Raw genomic sequence first — 14,771 nt, 5'->3', positions numbered from 1 at the left:
TCGGGGCTGAGCGGCGGACTCTCAATTGTCAGATCCTGCTATTGACTATTGGTTTCGGATGGGGCTTAGCCCTGCAGGGGCGAGTCCGGCTTATTAGCAAAATGAATCAATTAGTAAATCAATGAATTTCTCTGGATCGTCAGCCCTCGCTATAGTGCCGTCCATTCATCACGTTGAACGGTACTCTTATGCTCGCCACTACCCTGCAAGGCTTTACCCTCGGTCTGGCCATGATTATTCCCATCGGCGCCCAGAATGCCTTTGTGCTGAGCCGGGGCATTCATCGTAATCACCATCTTCTGACCGCCACGCTTTGCAGTCTCTGTGACCTGGTGCTGATCGGGATCGGGGTATTTGGCGGGGCCAACCTGCTGGCTGCCAACCCCATTGGTATGGCACTGCTCACCTGGGGTGGCGTGCTATTCCTCGGCTGGTTCGGGGTTCGCTCCCTGCGCAGTGCCTGGCACGGGCAGGGGGAGGGGCTTGCCGACTCTCCCCGGCTGATGGGGGCCAAAAGCGTGCTGGCGATGACGCTGGGGGTTACGCTGCTCAATCCCCACGTCTATCTCGATACCTTGATGCTGCTCGGCTCCCTTGGCAGTCAGGTGAGCGAGTCCCTGCGCCCGGCCTTTGCGGCGGGGGCCATGCTTGCCTCGCTGGTGTGGTTCTACTCGCTGGCGTTGGGGGCGGCGGCGCTGGCGCCCTGGTTGGCTCGTGGACGGGTACAGCGGGGAATCGATCTGCTGGTCGGTATCATCATGCTGAGCCTGGCTGTTCAGCTGGCCAGAGGAAGTTAAGGCTGCCGGGTTGAGCGCCCGGTAACAAAAAGATGCCACTCACATGAGTGGCATCTTTGCTATTGAAGGGGGTCAGACCCGGAACTGGGAGAGCAGGCGCTGTTGCAGCAGGCTGGCCTGATGGAGCGAGGAGGCGAGCTGCAGGCACTCCTGCGCCTCCTGTTCGCCGGTTCTGGCTTGCAGGCTGATACCGGAGACCTTGTCAGAGGAGTGGCTCAGGGTGTGTGACAGCTGACCGGTAGCCACGGCCACCTGTTGCACCATGTCGGCCAGCTGGTCGATGGCGCCTTCCACCTTGAACAGGATCTGCTTGGTGTTCTCGGAGTCCTGCATGCCGGACTCCACCGTCTTGAGGTTGCGCTGCATCATCAGGTAGGCGGTCTCGGTCTGCTGCTGGATGCTGCTGATCACCTGGCTGATCTCGGCGCTGGAGGTGGCGGTGCGGTTGGCCAGGGTACGCACCTCGTCAGCCACGACGGCAAAGCCGCGCCCCATCTCGCCTGCGCGGGCAGCTTCGATGGCCGCATTGAGGGCCAGCAGGTTGGTCTGCTCCGAGATACTGCTGATGGTGGAGATGATCTGGCCAATCTGACCCGCCTGCTCCTTGAGGGAGTTGATGGCGATGGCGCACTCGCTCACCTCCTGCACCACCCGCTGCATGCCCGCGCTGGCAGAGGCGACGTATTGACTGCTTTCGGTGGTCAGCTGGCGCACCTCGTTGGCATTGTGGGCCGCCATGCTGCAGTTGTCCGAGATACCGGTGGCGACCTGCACCATCTGTTCACTGTCGTGGTGCAGGGCCAGTGCGTGTTCGGCTGTCTGGCGGCTGCTCTGGCTGATCGCTTCGACCCGGTTGACCGAGGTGTGAACGTGTTCACTGATGTGCTGGTTGTTGTCCATGGTGGAGCTGATCATCTTCTGCAATTTCTCGATGAAGCGATCCACGCTGTTGGCCAGCGAACCTATCTCATCATCCCGCCGCAGGTTGATGCGGGCGTTGAGATCCCCCTCGCCAGCGGCAATGTCCTGCATCCGTTTGTCCACCTGCAGTAGCGGGGTCACCAGCTTGCGGGTCAGCCAGAGGCCGCAGAGGGTGACGATCAGCAGGCTCATGAGCAGGCCGCTGAAAAGTTGGGTGTTGGTGTGGCTGATGATCTCATTGAGCTGTGCCACCTGATCTTCCACGGTGGCGTCGCCCTTGGCTTCGACATCGATCAGCTGTTGTTGCAGTTGATCTGCGCTCTTTTCATAGATCGCTTGCTGGGTCTGGTAGTTGGCGAGGGCAGTCAGCCAGTTGCCCAGCAATTGCTTGTGGCGCGCCAGCAGTTCACGGTATTGGCTTGCCAAGGTATGGCCGCTGAATTCGCCGCTGCCATCCACATCGAACAGGCCGGTGGCCAGCATCCGGCTCACGGCACTTTCATAGAAGTCGCTGGCTTCTTGCAACTCGCTATTGATGGCATCTGAAATGCCGAGTCTGCGCATCTTCTCCAGCGCATAGAGTTGCCGTAAAAAGCCGATATTGGCCTCCATGCCGCCGTCGGCCGCTTCCCAGCGGGTTGCCAGCCCGCCGTTCCAGCTGATGGGCTGATCTGGAGACTGGGTCAGCGTTTCGACGGCTCCATCCCCGATCACCTCCAGCTGGGCCGACAGGCGTGCCAGGCGATCGGCATTGTCCCGCAAGGATTGATCCACATCGGTATAGCTGCGATAGAGCGTCAGCAAGGCATCTTGCTGCTGTTGATAGTCCTGTTGTTGCTGGTTCATGGCGGTGATGGCTGGCGGATTGATCAGGTTTCCCTGAGCGACCCGCTGCAGTGCATCAGCGGTTGCTGTTTTTGCTTCATTCAGTTTGCCGCTGTCGAGCGGGGTCCCGTTGAGCATCTTTTGAATATGAAGCTGTTGATGGCCCAGCTCGATGGAGCCTTCCATGGCGCCGTCGGCGGTCTGCCAGGCGGCCCCCAGTACGTAGGAGAGCAGATCAGCCAGTCGCTGGCTGCCATACCAGCCCACGACCCCCATGCCCAGTGTGCAGCCGAGCAAGATGGCAAGCCCCAGATTGGAGGTGGTAACAATTTTCATGTGATGGCCTTCCTTGGTATCGACAGTGGCACAAATTTTGGTTCCGAACGGATTTAGTTTAGTGGCTTATGCTCCGCTCAGAGTTTTGTTTGGTGCCGGAATATCCCGTGCACTGGTAGCACGGGATCAAGCATGGTGGCTAATTGCATAAAAAGCCGCTCTGACCACTCTTTGCTTCAGGCCCTATGCTGGATACTTATCCAGTTATTCTTTATGCTATGAGCCAATTTACGAATAGCTGTATTGGTGAGGAGAGAGCCGTGATCGGTCGCTTGAGAGGCATTGTCATTGAAAAGCAGCCCCCTGAGGTCTTGCTGGAAGTGGGCGGGGTTGGCTACGAGGTGCAGATGCCGATGAGCTGCTTCTATGATCTGCCGGAGATCGGCAAGGAGGCGACCATCCATATTCACTTCGTGGTGCGGGAAGACGCCCAACTGCTCTATGGTTTCACCCACAAGCAGGAGCGGGCGCTGTTTCGCGAGCTGATCAAGACCAACGGGGTTGGCCCCAAGCTGGCGCTGGCCATTCTTTCCGGCATGACTGCCAGCCAGTTTGTCATCTGCGTCGAGCGTGAAGAGATAAGCTCCCTGGTCAAACTGCCGGGTGTCGGTAAGAAGACCGCCGAGCGGCTGGTGGTGGAGATGAAGGATCGCCTCAAGGGCTGGGTCAGTCACGACCTCTTCTCGCCGGCCATGGTCACCCTGCCAGCCAATGGGCCCGAATTGCGGGCCCCGGATGTGACCGAAGAGGCGGCCAGCGCGCTGGTGGCCCTTGGTTACAAGCCGCAGCAGGCAAGCCAGATTGTCAGCAAGATCGCCGTCGATGGGATGTCGGTGGAAGATATCATCCGTGAATCCCTGCGTAGCCTGGTGTGAGGTAGTTGATGATTGAAGCAGACCGCCTCATTTCGGCCAGCGCCGCTCGTGAGGATGACATTATCGACCGGGCGATCCGCCCCAAGAAGCTGGCTGACTACACCGGTCAGGATACCGTCTGCGAACAGATGGAGATCTTTATCGAAGCGGCGCGCCAGCGGGGCGAAGCGCTCGATCACCTGTTGATCTTCGGCCCGCCGGGCTTGGGCAAGACCACCCTCGCCAACATCGTCGCCAACGAGATGGGGGTCAATATCAAGACCACCTCCGGCCCGGTGCTGGAGAAGGCAGGGGATCTCGCCGCGCTGCTCACCAACCTCGAACCGAACGATGTGCTGTTCATTGACGAGATCCACCGCCTCAGCCCGGTGGTGGAGGAGGTGCTCTATCCGGCGATGGAGGATTACCAGCTCGACATCATGATCGGGGAGGGGCCTGCGGCCCGCTCCATCAAGCTGGATCTGCCTCCCTTCACCCTGATCGGAGCTACCACCCGGGCCGGTTCACTCACCAGTCCGCTGCGAGATCGTTTCGGCATCGTCCAGCGGCTTGAGTTCTATAACGTCAAGGATCTGACCGATATCGTCTCCCGTAGCGCCCGTTGTCTGGGGCTCGAGATGACGGAGGATGGAGCCATTGAGGTCGCGCGTCGCTCCCGCGGTACGCCACGGATTGCTAACCGTTTGTTAAGGCGGGTGCGCGACTTTGCCCAGGTGAAATCCGATGGCCGGATCGACGGCCCCATTGCGGCCCGCGCCATGGATATGCTGGATGTCGATAACGAAGGTTTTGACTTCATGGACCGCAAGTTATTGTTGGCTGTGATAGACAAGTTTATGGGGGGCCCGGTGGGTCTCGATAATCTGGCCGCCGCGATCGGGGAAGAGAAAGATACTATCGAAGATGTGCTGGAGCCTTATCTGATCCAGCAAGGGTATCTGCAACGTACACCCAGAGGACGGATTGCGACCACACGAGCCTATGCTCATTTCGGTCTTCAGCGACCAGATGAGAAGTAAAAACAGTCGTTTGAATATGAAACCGCCGTCAAAGGCGGTTTTTTATTATCCGGGCAAAAAAAAGCCCACGGCGGATGCGGTGGGCAAAGACAATTCAGGATGGATGTTCACAGACAGTGAGTGCGTCTGGACACAGACCGGAAAATAAACAGGTGAGCCGTCGCGAGCTCTCAGAGTCGATTCAGTTGATAGAGCTGAACAAAGGAAAGCTTGTAGTAACGGATGGTTTTAGCAACAAACTTTTTCATCTTCGATTCCAATAGACAGGTTCAAATTGATCGTCGAATACGTACCGTGAACCCAGATTAACCGGCCTGTATCCAAGGGTATGCCCTCACTGCGAGGCGCATTGTAGGAGTTCGAATCGACCCGGGCAAACAAGAAAAATTGCACTTTTCAAATTAGTTTATCTAATGTCTTGATTGATGAAATTGGTTCGCATGAGTATGCATTCTTTGCAGTTTTAAATTGAGTTTTCGAATCAGATTGCCTGACCCGGATAACATGGAAAAAGGAGCCTCATCCACGCTTTTCAAATTAAACAGGGTGGCGGGATGTTAAATTGTTAAATTGATTTAAATCAATGTTTTACGCTTTATCATGTTTTGTGATCCGGCTCGCGCCAATAATCGTGAAATAGATTAAAGATGGCTTTCAAGGCCATGTATGACCAGCCCTTTTACATTGATTTCAATCAAATAAAGGTGATATAAAAACCCGGTCATCATAGGCGGGAATAAATTCAAGCTGATTGTTTTGCAATTGTTAAACATTAGCTTTATTTGTGTTCCTGTATTGCCTTGTTGTTAATATTGATGGTTACTGAACGTGTTTTGTTGTGATGCGTCTCAATGGGGCCCATTCGATAACCCCCAACGGAAGCTTTGTCCTTAAAACTTAAAATAGCCGTGCCAATAATCGGTGAGGAAACATCATGATTGCTGAGCATGTGGTAGACCTATCGCGGTTCCAGTTCGCTGCGACGGCCCTTTATCACTTTTTGTTTGTACCCCTGACGCTGGGAATGGCCTTTCTCCTGGCGATCATGGAATCTGTCTATGTGATGACCAACAACACCATCTACCGGGACATGACCAAATTCTGGGGTAAGTTGTTTGGTATCAACTTTGCCTTGGGGGTCACCACAGGCCTGGCCATGGAGTTCCAGTTCGGGACGAACTGGGCTTACTACTCCCATTATGTCGGCGATATCTTCGGGGCCCCGCTGGCTATCGAAGGGCTGATGGCCTTCTTCCTGGAGTCCACCTTCGTCGGTATGTTCTTCTTTGGTTGGGATCGTCTGAGCAAGCATCAGCATCTGGTTGCCACCTGGTTGATGGCGCTGGGGACCAACCTCTCCGCCCTCTGGATCCTGGTCGCCAACGGCTGGATGCAGAACCCGGTCGGTGCCGAGTTCAACTTCGAATCCATGCGGATGGAGATGATGAGCTTCGCTGACGTGGTGCTCAACCCGGTTGCTCAGGTCAAGTTCGTCCACACTGTGGCGGCTGGCTATACCTGTGGCGCCATGTTCGTACTGGGTATCTCCTCCTACTACCTGCTGAAGAATCGTGATGTGGCGTTTGCCCGTCGCTCCTTCGCCATTGCCGCCGCGTTCGGTATGGCTTCCATCGTGTCCGTGCTGATCCTCGGTGACGAATCCGGTTACGAGACCGGTGAAGTGCAGAAGGTGAAACTGGCCGCTATCGAAGCTGAGTGGGAAACTGAACCCGCTCCGGCCGCCTTTACCCTGTTCGGTATTCCGAATCAGGAAGAGATGCGCACCGACTACGCCATCAAGATCCCCTATGCACTGGGCATTATCGCGACCCGTTCTCTGGACGGTCAGGTAACCGGTCTGAAGGATCTGAAGAGCGAGCACGAACTGCGCGTACGTAACGGTATGACCGCTTACGACCTGCTGACCAAGCTGCAATCTGGTGACAAGTCTGACGAGACCCGCGCTCGCTTCGACGAAGTGAAGCAGGATCTGGGCTATGGTCTGCTGCTCAAGCGCTACACCAGCAACGTGACCGATGCCACTGACGAGCAGATCAAGGCCGCGGTGGATGACTCCATCCCGCAGGTACTGCCGCTGTTCTTCGCCTTCCGCATCATGGTTGCCGTTGGCATGCTGATGCTGGTGCTGATTGGTATGGCCTTCTATGACAGTGCCCGTCACCAGATCGGCCAGCGCAAGTGGCTGCTCAAGGGTCTGCTGTGGGGTATCCCGCTGCCGTGGATCGCTATCGAAGCTGGCTGGTTTGTTGCTGAGTATGGTCGCCAACCGTGGACCATTGCAGAGGTGCTGCCGACCTCCCTCTCTGCATCCAACCTGGCTGCATCTGAAATCTGGTTCTCTCTGATTGGTATCTGCCTGTTCTATACCGTACTTCTGGTTATCGAGATGTACCTGATGTTCAAGTATGCCCGTCTTGGCCCCAGCAGCCTGAAGACTGGCAAGTATCACTTTGAACAGATCAAGGCATAAGGAGAGTGACCATGTTTGATTACGAAACTCTGCGTGTCATCTGGTGGGTTCTGGTCGGCGTACTGCTGATCGGTTTTGCCATCACTGACGGCTTCGACATGGGGGTAGGCGCACTGCTCCCGTTCGTCGGCAAGAAAGATGTCGAGCGCCGCGTGATGCTCAACACCATGGGGCCGCACTGGGAAGGAAACCAGGTTTGGCTGGTCACTGCCGGTGGTGCCTTGTTCGCTGCCTGGCCGATGGTGTATGCCGCGACCTTCTCCGGCTTCTACATCGCCATGATCCTGACGCTGATGGCGCTGTTCCTGCGTCCGGTCGGTTTCAAGTACCGCTCGCTGCGTGCTGACGCCAAATGGCGCAGCAACTGGGACTGGGCCTTGTTTGCCGGTAGTGCCGTTCCGCCCATCGTCTTTGGTGTGGCCTTTGGCAACCTGCTGCAAGGTGTTCCGTTCGAGTTTAACCAGTTCATGATGTTGACCTATCACGGCAACTTCTTTGGCCTGCTTAACCCGTTCGGCATTCTGGCTGGTCTGGTGAGCCTGTTCATGCTGCTCACCCAGGGCGCAACCTGGTTGATGATGAAGACCGACGGTGAAGTGCTGGCGCGTTCCCGCACTGCCGCCATGATCTGCTCACTGGTGACTCTGGTGCTGTTTGCTGCCGCGGGTTGGTGGGTAAGCGGTATGGAAGGGTATGTCATCGTCAAGGCTGCCGCGACAGACGCGGTATCCAACCCGATGAACAAGGAAGTTGTCCTGCAGGCTGGTGCCTGGATGAACAACTACACCCTCTATCCGTGGATGGTGGCTGCCCCTGTACTGGGTCTGGCCATGAGCCTGCTGACTGCGCTGTTTGCCAGAATGAACATCGGCTGGCTGGCGTTTACCAGCTCCTCGCTGGCGATTGCCGGGGTCATCCTCACTGCCGGTTTCTCCATGTTCCCGTTCGTGATGCCCTCAAGCCTTGAGCCGTCATTGAGTCTGACCATGTGGGATGCTACCGCCTCTTTCAACACCTTGCAGGTGATGACTGTGGCTGCAGCGATCTTCGTACCGATTGTGCTGGGTTACACCATCTGGACTTACATCAAGATGTTTGGCCGGGTAACCAACAAGCACATCGAAGATAACCAACAATCTCTCTATTAAGAGGTGCGCTGACAATGTGGTATTTCACCTGGATCCTGGGGCTGTTGCTGGCCTGTGCATTTGGCATCATCAATGCGCTGTGGCTGGAACACACCGAGAACATGGATCGTCAGATCGATGAAAACAAGTGATCGACTCGCCAGGCTGGCCGCTCCACTGGAGCGCCAGCCGTGGCAGGGGTTGATGTTACTCGCGGCGGCCTTGTTGGCCGTCGCTATTTTACAGGCCCCCAATCTGATCGCGGCCAATACCAGCGAGCATGGTCACTGGCTTGCTCCCTGGCTGATGTGGGCCGTCTGTTGTGGCGTACTTAACGGGCTTGGCTTTCATCTGAAAAGTCTGCCCGGACGTGTGCTGTTCAACCCCTGGCTCGCCTGGCCCAGTTTGTTGTATGGCCTCTGGCTGACACATTCATATTTCCTTTCATAAAAAACGGGGGGAGGCAGGATTTCCCTGTCTCCCCCTGCTTCTTTCCTATTCAGCCCTGCGCTATGATAGCCCCCCATCTGACTGTCGAATGGATCACAGATTGTTATGGGGGAAGTCTTTGAGTTTCCGGTGCGAGTCTACTACGAAGATACCGACGCCGGGGGCATCGTCTACAACGCCAATTATCTCAAGTTTATGGAACGTGCTCGCACCGAGTTTCTTCGTGCCAAAGGGGTCGAACAGGACGTCTTGCTGCAGGAGGGATATGCCTTCGTGGTGAGCCGAACTGAGATCGATTTCCGCTCGGCGGCCCGTTTTAATGAACTATTGAATGTATTAACGCAAGTGATTGAAGTGAAACGCGCATCCCTGCGCTTTTCGCAGCAGATCCTGGCGGCTGATGGACGACTCGTCACCCAGGCCATGGTACAGATAGCCTGTGTCAGTCATCCGCAAATGAAACCTGTAGCTATACCTGAAAAAATCAAGGGAGTGCTGTTAAGTGCACGCTGAAATTTCGTTTATTGGCCTGTTTTGGCAAGCCAGCCTGTTGGTAAAACTGGTCATGATGACCCTGATGAGCATGTCTATTGTCTCGTGGGCGCTGATTATCCAGCGCTCCAAGGCGATCAAGGCTGCCAATCTCGCATCGGAACAGTTTGAAGATCGCTTCTGGTCAGGGGTTGATCTCAATCGCCTCTATCAGGAGTCCTCTTCCCGCCGCGATGATATCGAAGGCATGGAAGATATCTTCTACTCCGGCTTCAAGGAGTATGCCCGCTTGCTCAAGGCCGGTGCCCGTGGTCAGGATGCGGTGATGGATGGTACCTACCGTGCCATGCGCGTCTCCCTCTCCCGTGCAGTGGATGATCTGGAATCCAACCTGCCGGTGCTGGCGACCATCGGCTCCATCAGCCCCTATATCGGTCTGTTCGGTACCGTATGGGGCATCATGAACGCCTTTATCGCCCTGGGTCAGGTTCAGCAGGCCACCCTGCAGATGGTGGCACCGGGTATCGCGGAAGCGCTGATCGCGACCGCCATGGGTCTGTTTGCCGCGATCCCGGCGGTTATCTTCTACAACCGCTTCTCCAACAAGGTTGAGCGGCTGGAGAACGCCTACGCCAACTTCATGGACGAGTTCACCACCATCCTGAACCGTCAAATTGCACAGCAGCAGCAGGGTGATCAGTAATGCAAACCTATCAGCGGATCCGGCGCAAGAAGGTGGCCGAGATCAACGTGGTTCCCTATATCGACGTCATGCTGGTGCTGCTTATCATCTTTATGGCGGTCACGCCGGTGATCACGCAAGGGGTCAAGGTGGATCTGCCACAGGCTGAGTCCGAGCAGTTGCCGGAAGATGCCAAGCCGCCCTTCATCGTCAGCGTCAATACCGAAGGCGAGTATGTCATCAAGGCTGGCGAAGCCGATGATGAGCCGGTGCCAAGCGGCACGCCAGAGGCGATGCAGCAATACATCACCGAAAAAGCCATGGGCTATCTGGCGATCAACCAGAATGCCCCCGTGGTGGTCGCGGGTGACAAGGCCGTGCGCTACGAAGAGGTGATCCTGTTGATGGTGGCCCTCAAGAAAGCGGGTGTGCCTCAGGTTGGCCTGATGACAGATCCGGTGAACTAACGGAGATGGATGTGAAGCGTGGTATTTCCGGTTATCTCATCGCGTCGTTTCTGCTGCACCTGATCATCGGCATCATCCTGTTTGTCGGGCTCGATTTCAGCAAACCGAAACGACCCGAATCGAAGGGGCAGATCGTCAATGCCGTCATGCTCGATGAAAATTTCCTCAACGAACAGGCCAAGCAGATCCAGCAGCAGAAATCTCAGCCCAAGCCTCAGAAGGTAGAGAAAGAGAAGGATAAGGAAGACACGGATCTCGCCAAGCGTGAGCTGGCTCAGAAACAGGAGCAGCTTCGCATCGCCGAGACCAAGCGCAAGCAGGCCGAAGAGGCCACCCGCAAGGCTGAGGCCGAGAAGCAGAAGAAAGTTGCCGAGCAGAAGCAGGCGGAAGAGAAGGCCCAAAAAGCCGAGGAAGCCCGCAAGCTGGAAGAGCAGAAGACCAAGAAGGCCGAAGCCGAGCGTAAAGCGGCGGAAGCCGAGAGCAAGGCGCTGGCGCTGAAGAAGAAAAAGGAACAAGAGAAGAAAGAGGCCGAAGAGAAGGCCAAGGCGGCAGAAGCCAAGGCCAAGAAAGCGGAAGCCGACAAGAAGGCTAAAGCCGAAGCCGAGAAGAAAGCCAAGGCCGAAGCTGAGAAAAAAGCCAAAGCCGATGCCGAGAAGAAGGCCAAGGAAGAGGCTGACAAAAAGGCAAAAGCTGACGCAGAGAAGAAAGCCAAGGCTGAGGCCGACAAGCAGGCCAAGATCGCGGCTGAGCGCAAGCGTAAAGCAGCCGAGCAGGCCAAGCTGCAAAAAGAGATGGAAGAGATGATGCAGCAGCAGCTGTCGGCTGAGGCCAATGCCCGCAGCCAGGCAGCATCGGCAGCAGCGCAGGGCGAAGTCGACAAATATGCGGCGCTCATCAAGGCCACTGTTGAGCGGTATATGATTTTGGATCCCACCATGCGGGGCAAAACATGTACTATCGGCGTACGTCTTGCGAGCAGCGGCTTTGTCATATCGGTAGATAACGGCCAGGGTGACCCGGCGGTTTGTCGTTCCGGTAAGGCGGCTGTTCTGAAAGCCAATCAACTGCCAGTGCCCAAGGATCCTGCGGCATTCGAGATGTTGAAGGAATTTAACCTGAAGTTAGAACCGAGTATCTAAGCGTGATAAAACGAGGTTGCTTGCCTCTGGTTGGCAACCTCTCGCCGAGAAAGGAATTTAACCTCTCATCTATATTGGAACCGAGTATTTAAGCCATGATCAGAAAAGTATTTTTTGCTTTGGTTGGCTGTTTGTTGCTGGGCCAGAGTGCCCAGGCGGCCTTGGACATCGTCATCACTGGCGGTATTGATAGCGCACGCCCCATCGCCGTCGCTCCCTTCAAGTGGGAAGGCAACGGGCAGCTGCCGCAGGACATCGCGGAAGTGGTCTCCAACGACCTGATGCGCAGCGGCAAGTTCAAGCCGCTGGCCCGTGGCCAGATGCCGCAGACCCCGAGCAGCAGCAGTGAGATCAACTTCGCTCCCTGGGCCTCCCAAGGGGTTGAAGCCGTGGTGGTGGGTTCCATTTCGGCAGTCGGTGACGGCACCTACAAGATCAACTTCGAACTGGTCGATGTGCTGAAAGGCCAGCTGGCCAAGGCGCAAGGTGGCGAGAGCAACGGTTACATCCTGGATAGCCGCATGGCCACCATCCCGGGTGCCCAGATGCGCCAGTTTGCCCACCGCATCTCCGATATCGTCTATGAGCGTCTGACTGGCGAGCGCGGTGCCTTCCTGACCCGTCTGGCTTACGTCTCCGTACAGCAGGGCACCCAGTTCCCGTACCAGCTGCGTATTTCTGACTACGACGGTTACAACGAGAAGACCCTGTTGCGCTCCCGCGAGCCGCTGATGTCTCCCTCCTGGTCGCCGGATGGCAGCAAGCTGGCTTACGTGAGCTTCGAGAACCAGAAGTCTGAAATTTATGTGCAGGATATCTACACCCAGCAACGCAGCCTGATCACCAGTTTCCGTGGTATCAACGGGGCGCCGGAGTGGTCTCCGGATGGTCGTCGTCTGGCTATCGTTCTCTCCAAAGATGGCTCGCCAAACCTCTATGTGGTTGATGTCGCTAGCAAGCAGCTGACCCGTGTTACAACCAGCCGTGTGATCGACACCGAACCCTCCTGGTTGCCGGATGGGCAAAATTTGTTGTTCACCTCTGAACGTGGTGGCAAACCCCAGATTTATAGCGTAAATTTGGCGACTGGTATGACTCGCCGGATGACTTGGGAAGGTGAATCCAACCAGGGTGCATCCATTACTCCTGATGGCAAAATCATGGTGATGGTGACCCGTGTTCAGGGGCAATACCGTATTGCCCGTCAGGACATGGAAAACAATGCCCAGTTGGTCCTGACTCAGAGCGCGCTTGACGAGTCCCCAAGTGTGGCTCCCAATGGCAGCATGATCATTTATGCCACCATCTATCAGGGTCGTAAGAGTCTCGCGTTGGTGTCGACTGATGGTCGCTTCAAGGCTGTGCTTCCGACCAGTAGCGGTGAAATTCGTGCACCAGCTTGGTCGCCCTTCTTGAATTGATAAAAATCCAATTGTTTTTTGTTTTGTTATAAAGGTTTAAGGAAATAGCATGCAACTCAATAAACTGCTCAAGGGTTTGGCCATCGCACTGCCACTGTTCACCCTGGCCGCTTGTAGTTCCTCTTCTGATTCTGACGCCGCTGGCGCCGAATCAGGTATGACCGACGGCATGGGCGGTGTACAAACCAGCGGCGCCAACGGCATGTTGTCCCCGGAAGAGCAGATGCGTCAGAAGTTCGAAGCGCTGCAGCGTGACAACGTCATCTACTTCCCGTTCGACGGTTACGATATCCAGGGTCAGTACGCTGATCTGCTGGATGCCCACGCCAGCTACCTGCGCGAGCGCCCGAGCGTTAAAGTCCTGATCGAAGGTCACGCCGATGAGCGCGGTACTCCGGAGTACAACATCGCCCTGGGCGAGCGTCGTGCCAAGGCTGTTGCCAAGTATCTGCAAACCCTGGGTGTGCAAGCCGAGCAGCTCTCCATCGTCAGCTATGGCGAAGAGAAGCCGCTGGACATGTCCCACACCGAGGATGCCTTTGCCAAAAACCGCCGCGCGGTTCTGGTTTACTAAGGTTTGAACCGAACGAAGTTCGTTTATATGCAAGCGGCCATTTCGATGGCCGTTTTATTTGCACTAAACGCCAAGGTTTGATCCGAATGAAATCTGTATAAGCGAGCGACTATGGCGCTGGCCGTTTTATTTGCACTAAACGCTAAGGTTTGATCCGAATGAAATCTGTGTACAAGCAAGCTGTTGTTGCGCTGGCCGTATTGGTTGCTCTGAATGCGCATGCGGCGGCCCCTGTCAGCGATCTGGGCGGTGACTCGGGTGGTGGGGTTGTCCTTAGCGGCAACAACGGCGCCATCGTGCCCACCGGTAGCCTGGAAGATCGGGTTGCCCTGCTGGAGCGCACCCTCAATGCCCGTCTGCGGCTGCAAGCTGAATTGCAGCAACAGGTCGACTCCCTGCAGGGGGAGGTCTCCGAGCTGCGTGGTCAGCTGGAGCAGCAGACCTACCAGATGGAACAGTCGCAAGAACGCCAGCGTCAGCTCTATCAGGAGCTCGACAAGGTCGCCAGCAGCCAGCAGGCTGCTCCGGCTGCCGCGGCCTCTGCTGCTGCCGCTACACCTGCCGCCGCAGCCAATTACTCAACCAATCAGGATGAGAATCAGGCCTACGATGCAGCGGTCAACATGGTGCTCAAAGAGAAGAACTACGACAAAGCCATTCCGGCTTTCCAGGGCTTCATCAAGCAGTACCCCAATTCAGGCTATGTTCCCAATGCACACTACTGGCTCGGCCAATTGCTGTTCAACAAGGGTGACAGAGCCGGCGCCTCGGCCCAGTTCTCGACCGTGGCCAACAAATACAGCAAATCCCCCAAGCGTGCCGATGCGCTGCTGAAGCTGGGTATGCTGGCGCAGCTGGATGGCAAGAAGGCGGAAGCCAAATCCTTCTATGAGCAGGTGATCAAGGGCTATCCCAACACCTCGCCGGCCCAGTTGGCCAAACAGAGTCTGGCCAAGCTGTAACATTGCTGTATGTCACTGTTTTCGTAACGCTACTGTAAAAACAGCCCGTATTTGTACGCACAGTGAGCAAACGGATTTAAATTACGAATTTTCTGTTGCACCGGAAATTTAAATCCGTAATATAGGCCGCCGTCAGAGCCGAAGCAGTAATGCAGTCGGAACTGGTCGTGGTGAGGGTCGTTAGCTCAGTCGG

General features: G+C 56.0%; 15 protein-coding genes. 14 read left to right on the top strand and 1 reads right to left on the bottom strand.

Annotation, left to right across the window (positions count from 1 at the left end; genetic code table 11):
* Positions 1–188: 188 nt before the first annotated feature.
* Positions 189–797: an L-lysine exporter gene (gene lysE, locus LD28_RS0103650; protein ID WP_033135664.1), complete on the top strand. Its 609-nt coding sequence runs from the start codon at positions 189–191 to the stop codon at positions 795–797.
* A gap of 72 nt (positions 798–869) precedes the next feature.
* Here the strand turns inward: lysE and LD28_RS0103645 are convergent, their stop codons facing one another.
* The gene (locus tag LD28_RS0103645) at positions 870–2,879 is read right to left on the bottom strand and encodes a methyl-accepting chemotaxis protein (RefSeq protein ID WP_033135663.1); all 2,010 of its coding nucleotides are present in this window, start codon (positions 2,877–2,879) and stop codon (positions 870–872) included.
* Positions 2,880–3,139: 260 nt separating this feature from the next.
* On the opposite strand from LD28_RS0103645, the gene ruvA reads away from it, so the two are divergent.
* From ruvA to ybgF, 13 genes are all read left to right on the top strand, one after another.
* Positions 3,140–3,754: a Holliday junction branch migration protein RuvA gene (gene ruvA / locus LD28_RS0103640; RefSeq protein ID WP_033135662.1), complete on the top strand. Its 615-nt coding sequence runs from the start codon at positions 3,140–3,142 to the stop codon at positions 3,752–3,754.
* Positions 3,755–3,762: 8 nt separating this feature from the next.
* Positions 3,763–4,773: a Holliday junction branch migration DNA helicase RuvB gene (ruvB, locus tag LD28_RS0103635; RefSeq protein ID WP_033135661.1), complete on the top strand. Its 1,011-nt coding sequence runs from the start codon at positions 3,763–3,765 to the stop codon at positions 4,771–4,773.
* 934 nt (positions 4,774–5,707) lie between these two features.
* The gene (locus tag LD28_RS0103630; protein ID WP_033135660.1) at positions 5,708–7,264 is read left to right on the top strand and encodes a cytochrome ubiquinol oxidase subunit I; all 1,557 of its coding nucleotides are present in this window, start codon (positions 5,708–5,710) and stop codon (positions 7,262–7,264) included.
* 11 nt (positions 7,265–7,275) lie between these two features.
* A complete protein-coding gene (gene cydB / locus LD28_RS0103625; RefSeq protein ID WP_033135659.1) occupies positions 7,276–8,412 on the top strand; it encodes a cytochrome d ubiquinol oxidase subunit II in 1,137 nt (378 codons plus the stop codon).
* 14 nt (positions 8,413–8,426) lie between these two features.
* Complete coding sequence (cydX, locus tag LD28_RS22105) at positions 8,427–8,543, top strand: cytochrome bd-I oxidase subunit CydX (protein ID WP_005304933.1); 117 nt, start codon at positions 8,427–8,429, stop codon at positions 8,541–8,543.
* Positions 8,530–8,841, top strand: coding sequence for a cyd operon YbgE family protein (locus LD28_RS22100; RefSeq protein ID WP_075113178.1), 312 nt, complete (start codon positions 8,530–8,532; stop codon positions 8,839–8,841). The genes cydX and LD28_RS22100 overlap by 14 nt, the downstream gene beginning before the upstream one ends.
* Before the next feature lie 105 nt (positions 8,842–8,946).
* Positions 8,947–9,354: a tol-pal system-associated acyl-CoA thioesterase gene (gene ybgC / locus LD28_RS0103610; protein ID WP_033135657.1), complete on the top strand. Its 408-nt coding sequence runs from the start codon at positions 8,947–8,949 to the stop codon at positions 9,352–9,354.
* Positions 9,344–10,036 carry a protein TolQ gene (tolQ, locus tag LD28_RS0103605; RefSeq protein WP_033135656.1) on the top strand — a complete coding sequence of 231 codons (693 nt, stop codon included), beginning with the start codon at positions 9,344–9,346 and terminating at the stop codon, positions 10,034–10,036. The genes ybgC and tolQ overlap by 11 nt, the downstream gene beginning before the upstream one ends.
* Positions 10,036–10,482 (top strand): protein TolR, encoded by a 447-nt coding sequence (gene tolR, locus LD28_RS0103600; protein ID WP_005354757.1) that lies wholly within the window; start codon positions 10,036–10,038, stop codon positions 10,480–10,482. Before tolQ ends, tolR begins: the two co-directional genes overlap by 1 nt.
* Before the next feature lie 5 nt (positions 10,483–10,487).
* Entirely contained in the window at positions 10,488–11,621 is a 1,134-nt protein-coding gene (gene tolA / locus LD28_RS0103595; RefSeq protein ID WP_033135655.1) for a cell envelope integrity protein TolA, read from the top strand.
* Between the two features lie 95 nt (positions 11,622–11,716).
* Entirely contained in the window at positions 11,717–13,042 is a 1,326-nt protein-coding gene (tolB, locus tag LD28_RS0103590; protein ID WP_033135654.1) for a Tol-Pal system beta propeller repeat protein TolB, read from the top strand.
* A 49-nt stretch (positions 13,043–13,091) separates the two neighbouring features.
* Positions 13,092–13,616 carry a peptidoglycan-associated lipoprotein Pal gene (pal, locus tag LD28_RS0103585; protein ID WP_033135653.1) on the top strand — a complete coding sequence of 175 codons (525 nt, stop codon included), beginning with the start codon at positions 13,092–13,094 and terminating at the stop codon, positions 13,614–13,616.
* Positions 13,617–13,774: 158 nt separating this feature from the next.
* On the top strand, positions 13,775–14,578 hold the full coding sequence (ybgF, locus tag LD28_RS0103580; RefSeq protein WP_033135652.1) for a tol-pal system protein YbgF: 804 nt from the start codon (positions 13,775–13,777) through the stop codon (positions 14,576–14,578).
* The last annotated feature ends 193 nt before the right edge of the window (positions 14,579–14,771 follow it).

The organism is Aeromonas finlandensis (assembly GCF_000764645.1).
Taxonomy (GTDB): Bacteria; Pseudomonadota; Gammaproteobacteria; order Enterobacterales; family Aeromonadaceae; genus Aeromonas; species Aeromonas finlandensis.
Note: the sequence above shows the minus strand (reverse complement) of the source record. Positions and strands in the feature narration are given on the sequence as shown.

Coding starts and splice junctions, on each gene's coding strand:
- lysE (WP_033135664.1), top strand. CDS start 189: ATGCTCGCCACTACCCTGCAAGGCTTTACCCTCGGTCTGGCCATGATT.
- LD28_RS0103645 (WP_033135663.1), bottom strand. CDS start 2,879: ATGAAAATTGTTACCACCTCCAATCTGGGGCTTGCCATCTTGCTCGGC.
- ruvB (WP_033135661.1), top strand. CDS start 3,763: ATGATTGAAGCAGACCGCCTCATTTCGGCCAGCGCCGCTCGTGAGGAT.
- LD28_RS0103630 (WP_033135660.1), top strand. CDS start 5,708: ATGATTGCTGAGCATGTGGTAGACCTATCGCGGTTCCAGTTCGCTGCG.
- cydB (WP_033135659.1), top strand. CDS start 7,276: ATGTTTGATTACGAAACTCTGCGTGTCATCTGGTGGGTTCTGGTCGGC.
- cydX (WP_005304933.1), top strand. CDS start 8,427: ATGTGGTATTTCACCTGGATCCTGGGGCTGTTGCTGGCCTGTGCATTT.
- LD28_RS22100 (WP_075113178.1), top strand. CDS start 8,530: ATGAAAACAAGTGATCGACTCGCCAGGCTGGCCGCTCCACTGGAGCGC.
- ybgC (WP_033135657.1), top strand. CDS start 8,947: ATGGGGGAAGTCTTTGAGTTTCCGGTGCGAGTCTACTACGAAGATACC.
- tolR (WP_005354757.1), top strand. CDS start 10,036: ATGCAAACCTATCAGCGGATCCGGCGCAAGAAGGTGGCCGAGATCAAC.
- tolA (WP_033135655.1), top strand. CDS start 10,488: ATGGATGTGAAGCGTGGTATTTCCGGTTATCTCATCGCGTCGTTTCTG.
- tolB (WP_033135654.1), top strand. CDS start 11,717: ATGATCAGAAAAGTATTTTTTGCTTTGGTTGGCTGTTTGTTGCTGGGC.
- pal (WP_033135653.1), top strand. CDS start 13,092: ATGCAACTCAATAAACTGCTCAAGGGTTTGGCCATCGCACTGCCACTG.
- ybgF (WP_033135652.1), top strand. CDS start 13,775: ATGAAATCTGTGTACAAGCAAGCTGTTGTTGCGCTGGCCGTATTGGTT.